Source organism: Microbacterium sp. NPDC056569 (assembly GCF_042793475.1).
Taxonomy (GTDB): Bacteria; Actinomycetota; Actinomycetes; order Actinomycetales; family Microbacteriaceae; genus Microbacterium.
Window position 1 is genome coordinate 91919 of the sequence record NZ_JBHTUV010000007.1, and the last position, 17658, is coordinate 109576.

At 69.7% G+C, this 17658-nt stretch carries 17 protein-coding genes; 9 read left to right on the forward strand and 8 right to left on the reverse strand.

Going from position 1 to position 17658, the window contains the following annotated elements; translation table 11 throughout:
* Nucleotides 1-3: 3 nt before the first annotated feature.
* The 7 genes from ACFQ7C_RS09910 to ACFQ7C_RS09940 all read left to right on the forward strand — a co-directional run bounded on the left by ACFQ7C_RS09910 (nt 4) and on the right by ACFQ7C_RS09940 (nt 6607).
* Complete coding sequence (locus tag ACFQ7C_RS09910) at nt 4-441, forward strand: PTS sugar transporter subunit IIA (protein ID WP_378899825.1); 438 nt, start codon at nt 4-6, stop codon at nt 439-441.
* A complete protein-coding gene (locus ACFQ7C_RS09915; protein WP_378899828.1) occupies nt 441-1604 on the forward strand; it encodes a mannitol-1-phosphate 5-dehydrogenase in 1164 nt (387 codons plus the stop codon). The genes ACFQ7C_RS09910 and ACFQ7C_RS09915 overlap by 1 nt, the downstream gene beginning before the upstream one ends.
* Before the next feature lie 25 nt (nt 1605-1629).
* Complete coding sequence (locus tag ACFQ7C_RS09920) at nt 1630-2448, forward strand: alpha/beta hydrolase (RefSeq protein ID WP_378899831.1); 819 nt, start codon at nt 1630-1632, stop codon at nt 2446-2448.
* 4 nt (nt 2449-2452) lie between these two features.
* Complete coding sequence (locus ACFQ7C_RS09925) at nt 2453-3181, forward strand: TSUP family transporter (RefSeq protein ID WP_378899834.1); 729 nt, start codon at nt 2453-2455, stop codon at nt 3179-3181.
* Nucleotides 3182-3294: 113 nt separating this feature from the next.
* The gene (locus tag ACFQ7C_RS09930) at nt 3295-4650 is read left to right on the forward strand and encodes a flavin-containing monooxygenase (protein WP_378899837.1); all 1356 of its coding nucleotides are present in this window, start codon (nt 3295-3297) and stop codon (nt 4648-4650) included.
* Nucleotides 4647-5654 carry a bile acid:sodium symporter family protein gene (locus ACFQ7C_RS09935; protein WP_378899840.1) on the forward strand — a complete coding sequence of 336 codons (1008 nt, stop codon included), beginning with the start codon at nt 4647-4649 and terminating at the stop codon, nt 5652-5654. The genes ACFQ7C_RS09930 and ACFQ7C_RS09935 overlap by 4 nt, the downstream gene beginning before the upstream one ends.
* On the forward strand, nt 5651-6607 hold the full coding sequence (locus tag ACFQ7C_RS09940; protein ID WP_378899843.1) for an SDR family oxidoreductase: 957 nt from the start codon (nt 5651-5653) through the stop codon (nt 6605-6607). The genes ACFQ7C_RS09935 and ACFQ7C_RS09940 overlap by 4 nt, the downstream gene beginning before the upstream one ends.
* 145 nt (nt 6608-6752) lie before the next feature.
* On the opposite strand, the gene ACFQ7C_RS09945 is transcribed toward ACFQ7C_RS09940, so the two are convergent.
* From ACFQ7C_RS09945 to ACFQ7C_RS09980, 8 genes are all read right to left on the reverse strand, one after another.
* Entirely contained in the window at nt 6753-7868 is a 1116-nt protein-coding gene (locus ACFQ7C_RS09945; RefSeq protein ID WP_378899846.1) for an adenosine deaminase, read from the reverse strand.
* Between the two features lie 94 nt (nt 7869-7962).
* On the reverse strand, nt 7963-9273 hold the full coding sequence (locus tag ACFQ7C_RS09950) for a thymidine phosphorylase (RefSeq protein WP_378899849.1): 1311 nt from the start codon (nt 9271-9273) through the stop codon (nt 7963-7965).
* The gene (locus ACFQ7C_RS09955) at nt 9270-9671 is read right to left on the reverse strand and encodes a cytidine deaminase (protein ID WP_378899852.1); all 402 of its coding nucleotides are present in this window, start codon (nt 9669-9671) and stop codon (nt 9270-9272) included. Before ACFQ7C_RS09955 ends, ACFQ7C_RS09950 begins: the two co-directional genes overlap by 4 nt.
* Nucleotides 9672-9781: 110 nt before the next feature.
* Complete coding sequence (locus ACFQ7C_RS09960; RefSeq protein ID WP_378899855.1) at nt 9782-11062, reverse strand: ABC transporter permease; 1281 nt, start codon at nt 11060-11062, stop codon at nt 9782-9784.
* Nucleotides 11059-12426, reverse strand: a complete 1368-nt coding sequence (locus ACFQ7C_RS09965) for an ABC transporter permease (protein WP_378899858.1) — start codon at nt 12424-12426, stop codon at nt 11059-11061. The genes ACFQ7C_RS09960 and ACFQ7C_RS09965 overlap by 4 nt, the downstream gene beginning before the upstream one ends.
* Complete coding sequence (locus tag ACFQ7C_RS09970; RefSeq protein WP_378899861.1) at nt 12423-13937, reverse strand: ABC transporter ATP-binding protein; 1515 nt, start codon at nt 13935-13937, stop codon at nt 12423-12425. The genes ACFQ7C_RS09965 and ACFQ7C_RS09970 overlap by 4 nt, the downstream gene beginning before the upstream one ends.
* A 112-nt stretch (nt 13938-14049) precedes the next feature.
* Nucleotides 14050-15195, reverse strand: coding sequence for a BMP family protein (locus ACFQ7C_RS09975; protein WP_378899864.1), 1146 nt, complete (start codon nt 15193-15195; stop codon nt 14050-14052).
* A gap of 195 nt (nt 15196-15390) precedes the next feature.
* Nucleotides 15391-16506, reverse strand: a complete 1116-nt coding sequence (locus tag ACFQ7C_RS09980; RefSeq protein ID WP_378899866.1) for a mannose-1-phosphate guanylyltransferase — start codon at nt 16504-16506, stop codon at nt 15391-15393.
* 239 nt (nt 16507-16745) lie between these two features.
* On the opposite strand from ACFQ7C_RS09980, the gene sdhC reads away from it, so the two are divergent.
* Both sdhC and ACFQ7C_RS09990 read left to right on the forward strand, forming a co-directional pair.
* On the forward strand, nt 16746-17177 hold the full coding sequence (gene sdhC, locus ACFQ7C_RS09985) for a succinate dehydrogenase, cytochrome b556 subunit (RefSeq protein ID WP_378899869.1): 432 nt from the start codon (nt 16746-16748) through the stop codon (nt 17175-17177).
* Nucleotides 17177-17626: a succinate dehydrogenase hydrophobic membrane anchor subunit gene (locus ACFQ7C_RS09990; RefSeq protein WP_378899872.1), complete on the forward strand. Its 450-nt coding sequence runs from the start codon at nt 17177-17179 to the stop codon at nt 17624-17626. The genes sdhC and ACFQ7C_RS09990 overlap by 1 nt, the downstream gene beginning before the upstream one ends.
* Nucleotides 17627-17658 lie beyond the last annotated feature (32 nt).

Sequence of the window (17658 nt, forward strand, 5' to 3'; positions counted from 1 at the left end):
AACATGGCACGCGAGGTTCTGAGCATCGGACAGGTGCGCATCCACTCCGGCAGCGCGACACGCGACGAAGCGATGCGGGAGGCGGCCGACATCCTCCAGTCGGCGGGCGCGGTCACCGGCGCCTACTACGACGCGATGCTCCAGCGCGAGCAGACGGTGTCGACGTACATGGGCAACGAGCTGGCGATCCCCCACGGCACCAACGAGACCAAGGGCGAGATCCTCGAGTCGGCGCTGTCGGTGGTCCGCTACGACGGCGGCGTCGACTGGGACGGCAATCCGGTGAGCTTCGTCATCGGCATCGCCGGCAAGGGCGACGAGCACCTCGAGATCCTGTCGCAGATCGCGATCCTGTTCTCCGACGAGGACGACGTGGCCCGACTCAAGGAGGCCCAGACTCCGGAGGAGCTGTTCGGCCTGGTGTCGGCGGCGGGCGTGTGATGAAGGCCGTCCACTTCGGGGCCGGGAACATCGGGCGGGGGTTCGTCGGGCTGCTCCTGCACGAGGGCGGCTACCAGGTCGTCTTCTCGGACGTCGCCGCCCCGCTGGTCGACGCGATCAACCACGTCTCGCGGTACACGGTGCACGAGGTGGGCGAGGGCGGTCGCGACACCGTGGTGACCGGCTTCACGGCCATCAACAGCGCCGAGCACCCCGACAGGGTCATCGATGAGATCGCGGGTGCGAACGTCGTCACCACGGCGGTGGGTCCGACGATCCTGAAGTTCGTCGCGCCTCACATCGTGGCCGGCCTCGCGCTGCGCGACCCGTCGAGCCCGCCGCTGCAGATCATGGCGTGCGAGAACGCGATCAACGCCACCGACCTGCTCCGCGACGAGATCAAGGCGCTCGCCGGCGACGCGTGGGACGCGCTCTCGTCCCGCGCAGTTTTCGCGAACACCGCCGTCGACCGCATCGTGCCCGCGCAGCCCGAGGGGGCCGGCGTCGACGTCACGGTCGAGCCGTTCTTCGAGTGGGCGATCGAACGCACGCCGTTCGGAGACGACCCGCCCAACATCCCGGGCGCCCACTTCGTGGACGACCTGGCGCCGTACATCGAGCGCAAGCTCTTCACGGTGAACACCGGCCACGCCGCCACGGCGTACTTCGGTGCGCAGGCCGGGGTGGAGGCGATCGCCGGGGCTCTCGCAGACCCCGACATCGCCGCCCGCGTGGAGGCCGCCCTCGAGGAGACCTCGGCGCTGCTGGAGGCCAAGCACGGGCTCGACGCGGACTCGCTCGCGGCCTACCGCGCGACGATCCTGGGGCGCTTCCGCAACCGGGCCCTGCCCGACACGGTGTGGCGCGTCGGCAGGCAGCCGCTGCGCAAGCTCTCGCGCCACGAGCGGTTCGTGGGGCCGGCCGCCGAGGCGGCCGAGCGCGGGCTCGGCGTCGACGCCCTGGTCGCCGCGATGGGCGCGGCGCTCGCGTTCGACGACACCGAGGACGCCCAGTCCGTGGACCTGCAGCGGATGCTGCGGGAACAGGATGCCGCCTCGTTCACCGCGTCGGTCACGGGCCTCGAGCCGCAGCATCCGCTCTTCGCGAAGGTCGAGGCCGTCGTCGCCGCCCGTCAGGCGGAACTCGGCGGCGCGAAAGGGTAGATTCCCGCCGGGCTACGCTCGTGAGGTGACCGCACGCGACGCCGAACCCGGACCCGACGCCGACACCGCGACGGAGGCTCCGGCCGAACCGGCGGCGAAGCCTCGCCGCCGCGGGCTGCGGGTCCTGTGGTGGATCCTGGGATCGATCGGGGCGCTCATCGTGCTCGCCGTCGCCGGCATCCTCGTCTGGAGCCAGGTCGGCGTGATGGCCGCCGAGCCCGAGCCGCTCGCGGAGGTGCGGGCGAACGCCGCGATCGAGATCACCGACACCGACGCGGGCATCGTCCTGTCCCCCGCCGGCGAGTCCGCCGACGTGGGACTGGTGTACATCCCGGGAGCCAAGGTCGACCCGTGGGCGTACGCGTACAAGGCGTCGGGCCTCGTGGCCGAGGACGGCGTCACCGTCGTCATCACCAAACCGTGGCTCAACCTCGCGTTCTTCGACGTGCGGCCGCTTTCGGCCTTCACGGGTCTCGCACCCGAGGTCGACACGTGGCTGGTCGGCGGGCACTCGCTCGGCGGTGTGCGGGCCTGCCAGCTGGCGACGGATGCCGACGGCCTGGCGCTGTTCGGCTCGTACTGCTCGAACGACCTCTCCGAGTCGGGCCTGCCGGTGATCAGCGTCGCGGGCAGCGAGGACGGACTCTCGACGCCGCAGAAGATCGCGGACGCACGGCACCTCCTCCCCGAGGATGCCGAGATGCATGAGATCGACGGCGCGAGCCACTCCTCGTTCGGCGATTACGGCCTCCAGGCGGGCGACAACACGCCCACGATCTCCGACGAGGACATGCGAGACCGGCTCACCGACCTCGTCGGGGCCTTCGCCCTGGCGCAGGGCTGAGCGCGTGGCGCTCACGCTCGTCCTCGCGGCGATCGCCGCCTTCGTCGCGGCGGTGATCCAGCGCATCACCGGGCTCGGGTTCGTGCTGGTGCTCGTGGGGCCGATCGTCGTGCTGTACGGCCCGGTCGAAGGGGTCACGATCGCCGTGCTGCTGGCGCTCGTGGCTGCGTGCACCGCGGTCCCGTTCGTCTGGAAGGACGTCGAGTGGCGGCGCACCTGGTGGCTGATCTGGCCGGGGCTCATCGCGTCGCCGTTCGGCGTGCTGCTGGTGCACCTGCTCCCCGAGGCGGCACTGCTGCTGCTGATCGCGGCCATGGCGTACTTCGCGCTCGTCGCGAGCCACATCCCCGTGCTCTCGGCGTCGCTGTCCGGTCGGGCCGGTGCGATCGTCGCCGGGTCGGCAGCCGGCTTCATGAACGCCGCGAGCGGCCTGTCCGGACCCGCACTGGCGGCCTACGCGGTGGGCGACAAGTGGCCGCAGCGTCGCTTCGCGGCCAGCGTGCAGGTGATCTTCCTCGCGTTCGGCATCGCCTCGGTGGCCCTGCGCGGACTGCCGGTCTCTCCGATCGAAGACGTGGGGACGCTCGTGGTCGCCACGATCGCCGGCATCGCGGTCGGCACCGTCCTGTCGCGCAACGTGTCGCCGCGGATCGCCCGCGCGGCGATGCTCGCCATCGCGTGGGCGGGAGCGACGGTGGTGCTGGTGCGGGGCGTCCTGGCAGTCTTCGTGTGAGCGACGCTGGGATTTCGGTTAATTCCGACTAACGCTTAGGGTTGCTCTCGAACCTGGGGTCGGCACCGTCGCGCCGACGACACGACGACGTGTGGAGACGGAATGAAGGACGCATGAGCGTGCACCGCTATGCCATCATCGGCGCCGGCCCATCCGGGCTCGCCGCAGCGCGGGCACTCCAGAAGGCGGGGATCGAGTTCGACGGCTACGAGGCGTCGCGCGGGGTCGGCGGGCTGTGGGACATCGAGAACCCCCGTTCGACGATTTACGAGTCGGCGCATCTCATCTCGTCGCGCACGACGACCGAGTTCGCCGAGTTCCCGATGCGCACGACAGCCGACTACCCGAGCCACCGCGAGCTGATCACGTACTTCCGGGACTTCGCGGACCACTTCGGACTCGCCGAGCGGTTCCGCTTCGACACGAAGGTCACGTCCCTCGAGCCCACGGACGACGGCGGATGGATGCTGCGCGCCGACGCCGTGGACGGCACGCTCGAGCAGCGCTACGCCGGCGTGATCCTCGCGAACGGCACCCTCGCCGAGCCGAACATCCCGTCATTCCGCGGCGAGTTCACGGGCGAGCTCCTCCACACCAGCGCCTACAAGGCGGCCACGCAGCTCACCGGCAAGCGGGTGCTCATCATCGGCGCCGGCAACTCCGGCTGCGACATCGCCGTCGACGCCGTGCACCACGCGGCCTCCGTCGACATGAGCGTGCGCCGCGGCTACTACTTCGTGCCGCGGTACCTGTTCGGCAAGCCCTCCGACACGCTCAACCAGGGCAGGCCCCTGCCTGCCCGGTTCAAGCAGTTCGTCGACACGCGTGTGCTCCGCGCGTTCACGGGCGACCCGGTGCGGTTCGGGTTCCCCAAGCCCGACTACAAGATCTACGAGTCGCACCCGATCGTCAACACGCTCATCCTCAACCACCTCGGTCAGGGCGATCTGCGGATCATGGCCGACGTCGACCGCTTCGACGGCGGCACGGTGCACTTCCGCGACGGGTCGTCGGGTGAGTACGACACCGTCGTGCTCGCGACGGGCTACAAGCTCGACTACCCGTTCGTCGACCGCGCCGCCCTCGAGTGGTCGGGCATGGCTCCGCGCCTGTTCCTCAACACCTTCACCCCGGCGTTCAACGGGCTCTACGTGATGGGCATGATCGAGGCATCCGGAATCGGCTGGCAGGGCCGGTACGAGCAGGCCGAGCTCATCGCCGCCTACCTCGCGGCGCTCGAGCGCCACCCCGATCGCGCCGCCGCTTTCCGCGCGCGCGTCGCCGGCGAGCCCTGGCCGGACCTGACCGGCGGCTACAAGTACCTCGGCCTCGAGCGCATGTCGTACTACGTCAACAAGGACGCGTACCGCGGCGCGGTCCGCACCGCCACGCAGGCGCTGAAGACGGATGCTGCGCCCCGAGGTCCGCGACACGCGCGCAGCGCCGCGCGCAAGAAGGTGACGGCATGAACCCCGACGACGTCCTGCTCAACTTCAATCCGGGCACGCTCGTGATCCTCAATGTCGTGCTCGGGCTGATCATGTTCGGCATCGCGCTCGACACGACGCTGGACGACTTCAGGGTCGTCGCGCGCAAGCCGAAGCCGTTCGTCATCGCGATCCTCGCGCAGCTCATCGTGCTGCCCGCCGTGACGTTCGCGCTGACGCTGATCCTGCCGGTGACGCCGTCGATGGCGCTGGGCATGATCCTGGTCGCCTGCTGCCCGCCCGGAAACATCTCGCAGGTGCTCACGCATCGCTCGGGCGGGAACGTGGCGCTCTCGGTGTCGATGACGGCGGTCTCGAACGTCATCTACATCTTCGTGCTGCCGCTCTCGGTCGCGTTCTGGGGCTCTCTGCATCCGACCGCGCGCGATCTCCTCGTCGCCGTCGAGCTCAACCCGTGGACGATGTTCGCGGACATCCTGCTCATCATCGGCGTGCCGTTCGCCCTGGGCCTGTTCATCCGCCACCGCTTCCCCGCGTTCGCGAAGCGCGTGCAGCCGTTCGTGAAGTGGTTCTCTCTGCTCGCCCTGGTCGGCTTCATCGTCGCCGCGCTCGCGGGCAACTGGGCGTACTTCGTCGCCTTCCTCGGCATCATCGTGCTCGTCGTCACGATCCACGACGCCGTCGCGCTCGCGATCGGCTACAGCACCGCGGTCGTCGGCGGCCTGGGCACCCGTGAGCGCAAGGCGATGACGTTCGAGGTCGGCATCCGCAACGCCGGACTCGGTCTCGGTCTCGTCTTCGCGTTCTTCGGAGGCCTCGGCGGCATGGCGATCGTCGCCGGGTGGTGGGGCATCTGGGACATCATCGCCGGGCTCATCGTCGCCGCGCTCTGGGCCCGGCACACGAAGAAGCGCACGGGCTCGGCCAAGGGCGACGCGTCGCGCCACGCCCTGCGCGGCGCCTCGGCCGAGGGCACGGCAGGCCCGGCGACCGACCCGGCGGGTCCCGCGGAGCCGGTCGCATGAGCCGCCGCGTCCTCGTCACCGGCGGATCCGGCTTCCTCGGTTCCCACGTCGCTGCGGCGCTCGCGGCCCGCCCGGATGTCGAACTGGTCGTGGCCGGCGACGTGCGGCGGCCGCAGCATCCCATTGACGGAATCGTCTACGACGACTGCGATGTGACCCGCCCCGACGGCCTCGTGCCGCTGCTGCGCCGCCACCGGATCGACGTCGTCGTGCATCTCGCCGCGATCGTCAACCCCGGGCGCGACCACGGTCTCGAGTACCGCGTGGATGTCGACGGCTCGCGCCACGTGCTCGAGGCGTGCGTCGAAGCCGGTGTGAAGCGGATCGTCGTCTCGTCGTCGGGTGCCGCCTACGGATACCACGCCGACAATCCCGAGTGGCTGCGCGAGACGGATCCGGTGCGCGGCAACGAGGAGTTCGCCTACTCGAAGCACAAGCGCCTCGTGGAGCAGCTGCTCGCCGGATACCGCGAGGCGCACCCCGAGCTCGAGCAGGTCGTGTTCCGCATCGGCACGATCCTCGGGCCGACCGTGCAGAACCAGATCACGGCGCTGTGGGACGGCCGGGCGCTGCTGCGCGTGCGCGGCTCGGAGTCGCCGTTCGTCTTCGTGTGGGTCGACGACGTCGCCGCGGCGATGGCGCGCGCCGCCACGGACGGCCCCGCCGGCATCTACAACGTCGCGGGCGACGGCCGTGTGACGGTCCCCGAGATCGCCCGGCGCCTCGGCAAGCCGGTGGTGACCGTACCCGCCGGCGTGCTCGGCTTCGGCCTCCGGATCGGACGGATGCTGCGCCTCACCGTCCACGGACCGGAACAGGTCGGCTTCCTCCGCTACCGCCCGGTGCTCGCGAACTCACGCCTGAAGGACGACTTCGGCTTCACGCCGTCGAAGACGTCGTCCGAGGCGTTCGAGGCGTACCTGGCCACGCACCCCGGCGTCGCCCGCCGCTGATCCGTCAAGACCTGACCGTCCGGCACATCAACGGCCCGCAGCATCCGTCTCCCGGATCGGGAGGTCTGGCGAGCACAGGACGATCCGCGGTGAATCGCCCTGCCCGCGCCAGATCTCCTGATCTCGGCGCCAGGCAAGAGACCGGCTACGCGTCGAAGCCGTCGGCGATGAGGTCGATGAGCTCCTCGCGCTCCTCGACCGGGAGGAATGCGCCCGCGGCGGCGTTGAGCTGGAAGGCCTCGAGGTCGTCGAGGCCGTACTCGAAGGTCTCGGCGAGCAGCGCCAGCTCACGCGTGAGCGACGTGCGGCTCATCGTGCGGTTGTCGACGTTCACGGTCACCGAGAAGCCGAGCTGGTAGAGCAGGTCGAAGGGGTGGTCCTCGAGGGTGGTCCCCCAGCGCTCGATCGCGCCGGTCTGCAGATTCGAAGAGGGCGACAGCTCGAGCGGGATCTCGCGGTCGCGCACCCAGCGCGCGAGGTCGCCGAACTGCACGAGCACCTCTTCGCCGGCACGCGACACGACCTCGAGGTCTTCGGCGAGGCGCACGCCATGACCCAGGCGCAGCGCGCGTCCGTCGATGAGGGCCGAGCGGATCGAGTCGAGCCCCGCTGCCTCCCCGGCGTGCACCGTGACCGGGAAGAACTCGGACGCCAGATAGTCGAAGGCCTCGCGGTGGTTCGATGCCGGGAAGCCGTCCTCGGCGCCGGCGATGTCGAAGCCCACCGCGCCCCGGTTGCGCCAGTCCACGGCGAGACGTGCGATCTCGAGCGATCGGTCGGCATGGCGCATCGCCGTGATGAGCTGCCCGACACGGATGTCGTGGCCACGGCTCTCGGCCGCGTCCTCGCCCTCCTCGATGCCCTCCTGCACGGCCGCGACGACCTCATCGAGCGAAAGCCCGCGACCGAGGTGCTGCTCCGGCGCCCAGCGCACCTCGCCGTAGATCACGCCGTCGGCCGCGAGGTCCTCGACGAACTCGCGCGCGACGCGCGTGAGCCCCTCGCGGGTCTGCATGACCGCCGTGGTGAGGTCGAAGGTCTTCAGGTACTCGACGAGCGAGCCCGAGTCGCTCTTCTCCGCGAACCAGTCCGCGAGGTCGTCCGGATCGGTCTCGGGAACCTCGAGCCCGATCGCGTCGGCCAGCTCGATGATCGTCGCGGGGCGCACGCCGCCGTCGAGGTGATCGTGCAGCGACACCTTCGGGAGGCTCCGGAGCGAGACTCCGTCGAGGATGGCGTCGCCGTGCTGGTCGATGGGCATGGGGTTCTCCTCGATTGCGATCGCGAGTTGGGGATGGTGTGGACGGATGCTGCGGCCCGCCGCCGCGTCGGGTGGGGCGCGGGACTGCCCCAGCCTAGGCGGTGATGCGTTCCAGGACGAGAGGAGCGCGCTCCGGTGCCTCGGGGCCGATCTGCCACGCTCCGTCGAGTGCTTCGAGGGCGCGGTCGAACCGCGTGGCATCCTCGCCGAGCAGGGTGAACAGCGGCTGACCGGCGGTCACCTGATCGCCGGGCTTCACGTGAAGGTCGATGCCCGCGGCGTGCAGCACGGGGTCCTGGGCGCGGGCGCGTCCGGCACCCAGGCGCCAGGCGGCGATGCCGAACGGGAGCGCCTCCATGCCCGTGACGTAGCCGCTCTCGGTCGCGCTGACCGTGTGCGTCTCGTTCGGGGTCGGGAGCGCAGCATCCGGATCCCCGTCCTGGGCGAGGATCATCGCGCGCCAGGCGTCCATCGCGCGACCGTCGTTCAGCGCCGCCTCGACGTCGGCGTCGGGCTGACCCGCGAGCGCGAGCATCTCCCGTGCGAGCGCGACCGTGAGCTCGACGACGTCGGCGGGGCCGCCGCCGGCGAGCACCTCGACGGACTCGCGCACCTCGTTGGCGTTGCCGATGGCGAGGCCGAGCGGGGTGTTCATGTCGGTGAGCAGGGCCGTCGTCGAGACACCGGAGTCAGTGCCGAGCGCGACCATCGTGCGCGCGAGCTCGCGCGCCCGGTCGACGTCGCGCATGAACGCACCGGAGCCGAACTTGACGTCGAGCACGAGCGCGTCGGTGCCCTCGGCGATCTTCTTCGACATGATGCTCGACGCGATCAGCGGGATCGCCTCGACCGTGCCGGTGACGTCGCGCAGGGCGTAGAGCTTCTTGTCGGCCGGGGCGAGCCCCGAGCCGGCCGCGCAGATGACCGCGCCGACATCGCGCAGCTGCGCGAACATCTCGTCGTTGGACAGCGCGGCGCGCCACCCCGGGATCGACTCGAGCTTGTCGAGGGTGCCGCCGGTGTGCCCGAGTCCGCGGCCCGACAGCTGCGGCACCGCGACACCGAAGCTCGCCACGAGCGGGGCGAGGGGCAGCGTGATCTTGTCGCCGACGCCGCCCGTCGAGTGCTTGTCGACCGTGGGCCTGCCGAGGCCGGCGAAGCTCATGCGCTCCCCCGACGCGATCATGGCGTCGGTCATGACGCGGATCTCGTCGCGGGCCATGCCGTTGAGGAGCACCGCCATCGCGAAGGCGGCCATCTGCGAGTCGGCGACGTAGCCGCGCGTGTAGGCGTCGACCATCCAGCGCAGTGCGGGCTCGGGCACCGCACCGCCGTCGCGCTTGGCGCGGATCACGTCGACCGCGTCGAACGGTTCGACAGACTCACCGACCGTGGGGACGCTCATCGCGCCGCCTCCTCGAGGTCGCGCGGCCCGAACGCGTCCGGCAGCACCTCGTCGATGGTCCGGATGCCCGAGACGGTCTCGAGCAGCATGCCGGGGATCGCGAACTCGTACAGCAGCTGGCGGCAGCGGCCGCACGGCATGATCGTGTCGCCGTGGCCGTTGACGCACACGAACGCCACGAGGCCGCCGCCGCCCGACATCTGCAGCTCGCTCACGAGCCCGCACTCGGCGCACAGGCTGATCCCGTACGACGCGTTCTCCACGTTGCAGCCGGTCACGATGCGCCCGTCGGTCACGAGGGCCGCGGCGCCGACCTTGTAGCGCGAGTACGGGGCGTACGCCCGCTGCATCGCGTCCGTCGCGGCGGCGCGCAGCTCATCCCAGTCGATATCGGTCACCACAGGACTCCGTTCACGGTGATTTCGGGCTTCACAGGGGTCCGCGGCGTCCGGTCGACCGTGCCCGTATCCGGAGGGTCGGCGGCTTTCACGTGCGAGGCGGACACGCGTCACCCCTTGATGTACGGTTTGCCGGCGGCGGCGGGGCCGCGTATCTGACCCGCGAATCCGGCGACGGCGATGATCGTCACGACGTACGGCAGCATCAGCATGAACTCGCTGGGGATGGGCGTCCGCAGCACGGTCAGCAGGTTCTGCAGGTTGGTCGCGAAACCGAACAGCAGCGCCGCAAGCGTCGCGCGGATCGGATCCCAGCGGCCGAAGATCACGGCCGCGAGGGCGATGAAGCCGAGGCCCGCGGTCATCTCCTTGGTGAACTGCCCCACCGACACCAGAGTGAAGTACGCACCGCCGATGCCGGCGATCGCGCCGGCGAGCGAGACGTTCCAGAACCGGCTGGTGTTGACCTTGATGCCCACCGTGTCGGCCGCCTGCGGGTGCTCGCCGACGGCGCGCAGACGCAGCCCCCAGCGAGTGCGGTAGAGGCCCCACGCGACAAGCGCGATCGTGGCGTACATGAGGTAGACGATGAACGTCTGGTTGAACAGCACCGGGCCGATGATGGGGATCTCGCTGAGGAGCGGGATCTCGATGCGGGTGAAGCGCACCGGGCGGTTCAGCTCGGCTTCGTTCGGCACGAGCAGCGCGCCGTACAGGAAGCCCGTGAGGCCGGTCACGAGAACGTTGAGCACGACACCGACGATCACCTGGTCGACGAGGTACTTGATCGAGAACGCCGCCAGCACGAACGCGACGAGCACGCCGCCGATCATCGCCCCGACGAGCCCGACGAACGGGTTGTGCGTGATGCTCGCGAGGAGCGCCGCGCTGAACGCGCCGAAGAGGAACTGGCCTTCGATCGCGACGTTGACGACGCCGACCCGCTCGCCGATCACGCCACCGAGTGCACCGAAGATGAGCGGCACCGACAGCGACAGCGCCCCGAACAGCAGTCCGGTGACGGGCACGAGTCCGCCGGCCGCCGCCCATACCAGGAACGCGAACACGGCCAGCAGGCCGAACACGATCGGAAGCCAGATCCCCGTGGAACGGTAGTTCGCGGAGTCCCAGAACGCCCACAGCGTGAGCAGTACCAGGACGCCGACGAGGATCCAGCAGGTGATGGCTGTCGGGACGCTCAGGTTCGGCAGCGCGATCGACGACGACGGGTCGCTGAGCCGGAACGTGCTGATGCCGTTGCGCGGCACGAACAGGAAGAGCAGCGCGAGCAGCGCCGTGGCGATGGCGAGGGTGATCGGCAGCTTGAGATGGCGCACCTTCACGGTGGCGAGCTGGATCGTGCCGTCGGGCGCAGGAGCCAAAGCGGTCATGCGGACACCGCCTTCTTCGCGGCCTTGGCTCTCGCCTTGGCGGCCTTCTCGGCATCGGTCTTCGGCAGGAAGAAGATCGTGCGGATGAGCGGCGGCGCCGCGATGAACAGGACGATCAGCGACTGGACGACGAGGACGATGTCGACGGGGATGCCCTGCGACGCCTGCATCGTGAACGAGCCCGCCTTCAGCGCACCGAACAGGATGCCGGCCGCGAACACGCCCCACGCGCGGCTGCGGCCGAGCAGTGCGACCGTGATCGCGTCGAAGCCGATGCCCGCGTCGATGAGCCCGTCGAACCCGGTGGTCACCGAGCCCTGGATCTGGTTCATGCCCGCGAGGCCCGCGAGACCACCGGCGAAGAGCATCGCGTAGATGTACATGCGCTGCACCGAGATGCCGGACGCCCGCGCGGCGTGCGGGTTCTCGCCGACGGCACGCAGACGGAAGCCGAGGCTGGAGCGCTCGACGAGCCACCACACGAACACCGTCGCGGCGATCACGATGATGAAGCCCCAATCCAGCAGCGGGAAGCGGGGCCCGAGCAGATCGGGGAACTGCGCGTTCGCCGGCGTCGCCGCCGAGATCGGCTGGTCGCCCGCGGGGCGCTGCAGGATGCCGGGCGTGCGCACCATCCACGTCACGAGGTAGAACGCGACGTAGTTGAGCATGATCGTGAGGATGACCTCGTGGGCGCCGGTGCGCGCCTTCAGCACACCGACGATGCCACCCCAGATCGCACCGCCGGCGATGCCGGCCGCGAGGGTCAGGGGCAGCTGCAGGAACATCGGCAGGTTCAGGTTGAACGTGAACAGGGCCGCCGTCGCGCACGCGATGAGGATCTGGCCGCGGCCACCGATGTTGAACAGGCCCACGCGGAAGGCGAGCGCCACACCGAGGCCTGCGGCGATGAGCGGCGCGGCGAAGCCGAGGGTGTTGGTGAGCGGACGGATCTGCGTCGCGAAGTCGTTCGCGCGCGGATTGAACACGGCCCCGCGGAAGAGGGCCTCGTACCCGCCGTACACCGCGTTCCACACCGCGGCGAGGGTGTCGCCCGGCCGGGCGAAGAAGTAGCCCGCCGCCTCCTGGACGTCCTCGTCGGTGAGGGCCATGAGGATGCCGCCGACGATCATCGCGACGACGATCGCGAGCACGGTGGTCACCCAGTTGCTGCGGAGCAGGTCCTTGATGAAGACGTTCTGCCGGGGCGGCGGGGGCACCTCGCCGTCCACCGCGCCGGGCGCCTCCGGGGTGGGTGCCGGAAGATCGGGCGAACCCGTGAGCGGACCCGAGACGGGCGGGAGCTGTTCGGCGGGCAGACCCTTGAGCGGGTCCGCGCCCGCGGCGGGGTTCTGGTCGTTCACGCGACGGCCTCCTCTGGCTTCTCGCCGGCCATCATGAGGCCGAGAACGTCACGGGGGGTGTCGCCGGGGACGATGCCGACGATCGCGCCGCGGTACATCACGGCGATGCGATCGGCGAGTGCGGCGACCTCGTCGAGCTCGGTGGAGACGACGACGACCGGGATGCCGGCATCCCGCGTCTCGACGATGCGCTTGTGGATGAACTCGATCGAGCCGACGTCGACGCCGCGCGTCGGCTGTGCCGCGACGAGCAGCCGCAGTTCACGGCTCATCTCGCGGGCGATGACCACCTTCTGCTGGTTGCCGCCCGAGAGGGTTCCGGCAGGCACATCCGGCCCCTGCGTGCGGATGTCGTACTCGGTGATCCGGGCCTTGGCGAAGTCGTGGAGCACGCCGCGGCGGATCGTGCCTCCCGACACGAACGCCTTGTCGCCCGACCGGTCGAGGATGAGGTTCTCGGCGACCGTGAAGGTGCCGACGAGGCCGTCCTCGGTGCGGTCCTCGGGGACGAAGCCGACACCTTCGTCGAGGATGCCGCGCACGCTCCTGCCCACGAGCTCGACGCCGCCGAGCTCGATCGAGCCGGTCACGCGATCGGCGAGGCCGACCATCGCCTCGATGAGCTCGGTCTGGCCATTGCCCTGCACGCCGGCGACGGCGACGATCTCGCCCGGGCGCACGTCGAAGCTCACGTCATCCACGACGACGGTGCCGCTCGCGGTGACGACGCGGAGGTCGCGCACTTCGAGCCCGCCCTCGGCGACCTTCGGCGGGTCCTTGTGGACGGTCAGCTCGACCGCGCGACCGACCATCAGCGACGCCAGCTCGGCGTTGGACGCCGTCGGCGACGCCTCGCCGACGACCTTGCCGAGCCGGATGACGGTGATGCGGTCGGCGACGGCGCGGACCTCGCGCAGCTTGTGGGTGATGAACACGATCGACGTGCCCTCGTCCCGCAGCTGCTTCATGATCGTCATCAGCTCGTCGGTCTCCTGCGGCGTGAGCACCGCGGTGGGCTCGTCGAACACGAGCACCTTCGCGTCGCGGGAGAGGGCCTTGATGATCTCGACGCGCTGCTGCACGCCCACCGGGAGGTCGCCGACCACGGCGTCGGGGTCGACCTCGAACCCGAACCGGTCGGCGACGGCGCGCACGTGCTGGCGGGCCTTGGCGAGGTCGAGGGCGCCGAGCGCCTTGGTGTCCTCGTGGCCGAGCATGACGTTCTCTGCGACGGTGAAGACCGGGATCAGCATGAAGTGCTGGTGCACCATGCCGATGCCCGCGTTCATCGCGTCTCCGGGCCCCCGGAAGTGCTGGACGACGTCGTCCAGCAGGATCTCGCCCTCGTCGGCCTGGTACAGGCCGTAGAGCACGTTCATGAGTGTGGACTTGCCGGCGCCGTTCTCGCCGAGAAGGGCATGGATCTCACCCGGCTGGACCACGAGATCGATGTGGTCGTTCGCGACGAGGGACCCGAAACGCTTCGTGATCCCACGGAGCTCGAGCTTCATATGTGCACCCTATATATGCTGTCGGCCGCGGCGCCATCCATGTGGTGGCGGCGGGGAAGAACGCGGCCGGGTGGAGTCGTCCACCCGGCCGCGTCCCGCTGTTCCTGCTGCCTTACGGCGAGCTGGGCGAGGTGACCTCGAGGTCGCCCGAGATGATCTGCTCGCGCAGCGCGTCGAGCTCGTCGGTCAGGCCCTCGGGCAGCTGCGACTCGAACGAGCCGAAGCCCGACAGGCCGACGCCCTCGTTCTCGAGCGTGCCGACGTACGGCGTGACGTCGAAGTCGCCGGTCGACGCCTCGATGGTCGCCTGGTAGACGGCCTCGTCGATGCGCTTCATGATCGAGACCAGCACCATGTCGGCGACCGACGGGTCGACGACGGCCAGGTCGGAGTCGACGCCGAGCATGACGGTGCCGCTGCCCGCGTCGGTGATCGCGTCGCGCGCGCTCTGGTAGATCGGGCCGCCCACCGGGAGGATCACGTCGACGCCCTGGTCGAGGATGCCCTGCGCGGTCTGCTTGGCGGTGTCGTTCGCAGCGAAGCCGCCGGTGAACGAGCCGTCCTGCGCGGCGACGTCCCAGCCGTAGGTCTCGACCGCGGCGCCCTTGTCTTCGTTGTACTTCTCGACGCCGTCGACGAAGCCGTCCATGAAGATCGTCACGGGCGGGATCGGGATGCCGCCGAAGGTGCCGACCTTGTTGACGCCGGCCTGCGCCGACCACGCGGCCGCGGCGTAGCCGCCGAGGTACGCGGCCTGGACCGTGTCGAACATGAGCGGCTTGATGTTCGGCGCATCGGTGACCTGGTCGCCGATGTCGTTGCCGTCATCGTCCTTGGCGCCGGTGTTGTCGGCCCAGTCGTCGATGATCGCGTAGTCGACGTCGGGGTTCGCGGTCGCCGAGGTGATCGTGTCGGCGGACAGCTTGAAGCCGACCGAGACGATGAACGTGCAGCCCTCCGCGATGAGGTTCTCGAGGTTCGGGGCGTAGTCGTTGGCCGAGCTCGACTCGACCTCGATGGCCTCGACGCCGAGCTCGTCGGCGGCGCGCTCCATGCCCTCGAGCGCGGACTGGTTGAACGACTTGTCGTTGAAGCCGCCGTCGTCCGACACGAGGCAGGGGGTGAAGCCCTCGACGACGTCTCCGGCGTCTCCGGTGGGGTCCGTCTCCTCAGGGGCGGAGCCGCAGCCTGCGAGGGCGATCAGCATGCCCGCGGCGACCGTGACGCCGACGAGCTTCTTGGTGCGTGAGATGGTCAACTCAGCCTCCACTACGTTCCCCCGCGTCCTTCACGGGGACTGCACAAAGTTACCCACTGTGACGGCGCGGTTGCATGCTCGGCGAGGCCCCGTTCGCGAAAGGTTACAAAGACGCAATATCCCGCTCAGATGAGCAGAGGATCAGGGAAAACGGATGCCGAGGGCCGCAGCATCCGTTCCCCCGAATCCGTGCCATCAGAGGACCTCGCCGCGTCCGCTGAGCTTCAGCGCGTCGACGACGCCCTTCACGCGCTGAGCGTGCTCGCTCGTGGTGACCAGCAGCGCATCCTCGGTGTCGACCACCACGATGTCGCGGACGCCGATGAGGCTGATGACCCGACGGGTCTGGCTCACGACGATGCCGCTGGCGGCGTCGGAGAGGATGCGGGCGTTCTCGCCGAGGATCGCCAGGTCGTTCTTGCGGCCGTGCGAGTTGAGCTTGGCGAGGCTTGCGAAGTCCCCGACGTCGTCCCAGTCGAAGTGCCCGGGGATCACCGCCAGGCGCCCCTTCGCCGCCGCCGGCTCGGCGACCGTGTAGTCGATCGCGATCTTCTTGAGCGTCGGCCACACGCGGTCCACGACCGGTCCGCGCTCCTCGCGGTCGTCCCACGCCTCGGCGAGGTCCATGAGTCCCGCATACAGGTGCGGCTCGTTCTCGGCGATCTCGCCGAGCAGCACGTCGGCGCGGGAGATGAACATGCCGGCGTTCCACAGATAGTTGCGGTCGGCGAAGTACTCCTTGGCCGTCTCGAGGTCGGGCTTCTCCACGAAGCTCTCGACCAGCGCCGCCTCGGGAGCGCCGTCCACCTTGAGCGCGTCGCTCTTCTTGATGTAGCCGAAGCCGACGGACGGCTCGGAGGGCTGGATGCCGATCGTGCAGATGTAGCCCTCACGGGCGGTCGCGACCGCCTGGTTCACGGCCCACTCGAACAGCTGCGGCACGCGGATGACGTGGTCGGCGGCGAACGAGCCGATGATCACGTCGGGCTCGCGGCGCGAGAGGATCGCGGCGGCCAGCCCGATGGCAGCCGTCGAGTCGCGGGGCTCGGACTCGAGGATCACGTTCTTGTCGGCGATGCCGGGCAGCTCCTTCTCGACGGCCGCGCGGTGCGCGCGACCCGTCACGACCGCGATGCGATCGGGTCCGGCGAGCGGCTCGAGGCGCTCCCACGTGTCGTGGAGGAGCGTGTGCCCGGAACCGGTGAGATCGTGGAGGAACTTGGGGGCGTCTGCGCGCGACAGAGGCCAGAGCCGGCTCCCGATGCCGCCGGCGGGGATGACGGCGTAGAAGTCGTCGATGGGTCCTGACATGCCCCTCAGGTTAGTCCGATCGCCGAAACAAACGACGTTCTTGCCGTCCGGGAAGATCCCTCCGGATGGAGGGGTCGTAAGGGTGCCCTTCGTCGCCTGTCCGCGAAATGCGGGAATAGGATGGTCGCAGCGCCCGTGTGACGCCGACGGCCCGAAGCCCACGGTTCCGGGCCCTCTTCGGGGGACGCCCTCGCTGTCCGAGGCCAGCCCCATCGTGTTTCGATCCAAGGAGGACGGACGTGTCTGCACCAGCACGCGTCACACCGTCGGTATCCGAGACCACCTCCCGAGTTCCCCGCGGCACGCTGTACCGCGGGAACGAGGGCATGTGGTCGTGGGTGCTGCACCGCATCACCGGCGTCGCCATCTTCTTCTTCCTGCTCGTGCACATCCTCGACACGGCGCTCATCCGGGTGTCGCCCGAGGCGTACGACGCGGTGATCGGCACGTACAAGAACCCGATCATGGCCCTGGGCGAGGTCGCCCTGGTGGGCGCGATCGCGTACCACGCGTACAACGGCCTGCGCATCATCCTGGTCGACATGTGGTCGTGGGCGACGCGCCATCAGCGTCAGCTGTGGTGGGGCGTGCTCGGGCTCTGGGTCGTGACGATGCTCGGCTTCGTCCCGCGCCACCTCATGCTCGCCTTCGCTCCGGGAGGGGGCCACTGATGACCGCCATCGCCGACCCGCGCGCTCCGCGCGCCGCCGTCCGCCGCCGGGGCGCCAACCTCGAGAAGTGGGGCTGGGTCTACATGCGCGCCTCGGGCGTGCTGCTCGTCGTGCTCATCTTCGGCCACCTCTTCGTGAACCTGATGGTCGGCGAGGGCATCCACGGCATCGATTTCGCCTTCGTCGCCGGCAAGTACGCCACGCCGTTCTGGCAGTGGTGGGACGTCCTGATGCTGTGGCTCGCGCTCATCCACGGCGCGAACGGCATGCGCACGATCGTCAACGACTACGTGACCCATTCGGGCACCCGTCGCGTGCTGGTCTGGGCCCTCGGCCTCGCGGCCGCGTTCCTCATCGTGCTCGGCACGCTGGTCGTCTTCACGTTCGACCCGTGCATCGGCTTCGACGCCGAGACCGCGTCCGACACCATCATCAGCATCTGCGGCTAGCGTTCGGGCCTCCCCCGAGCATCGACCACCGA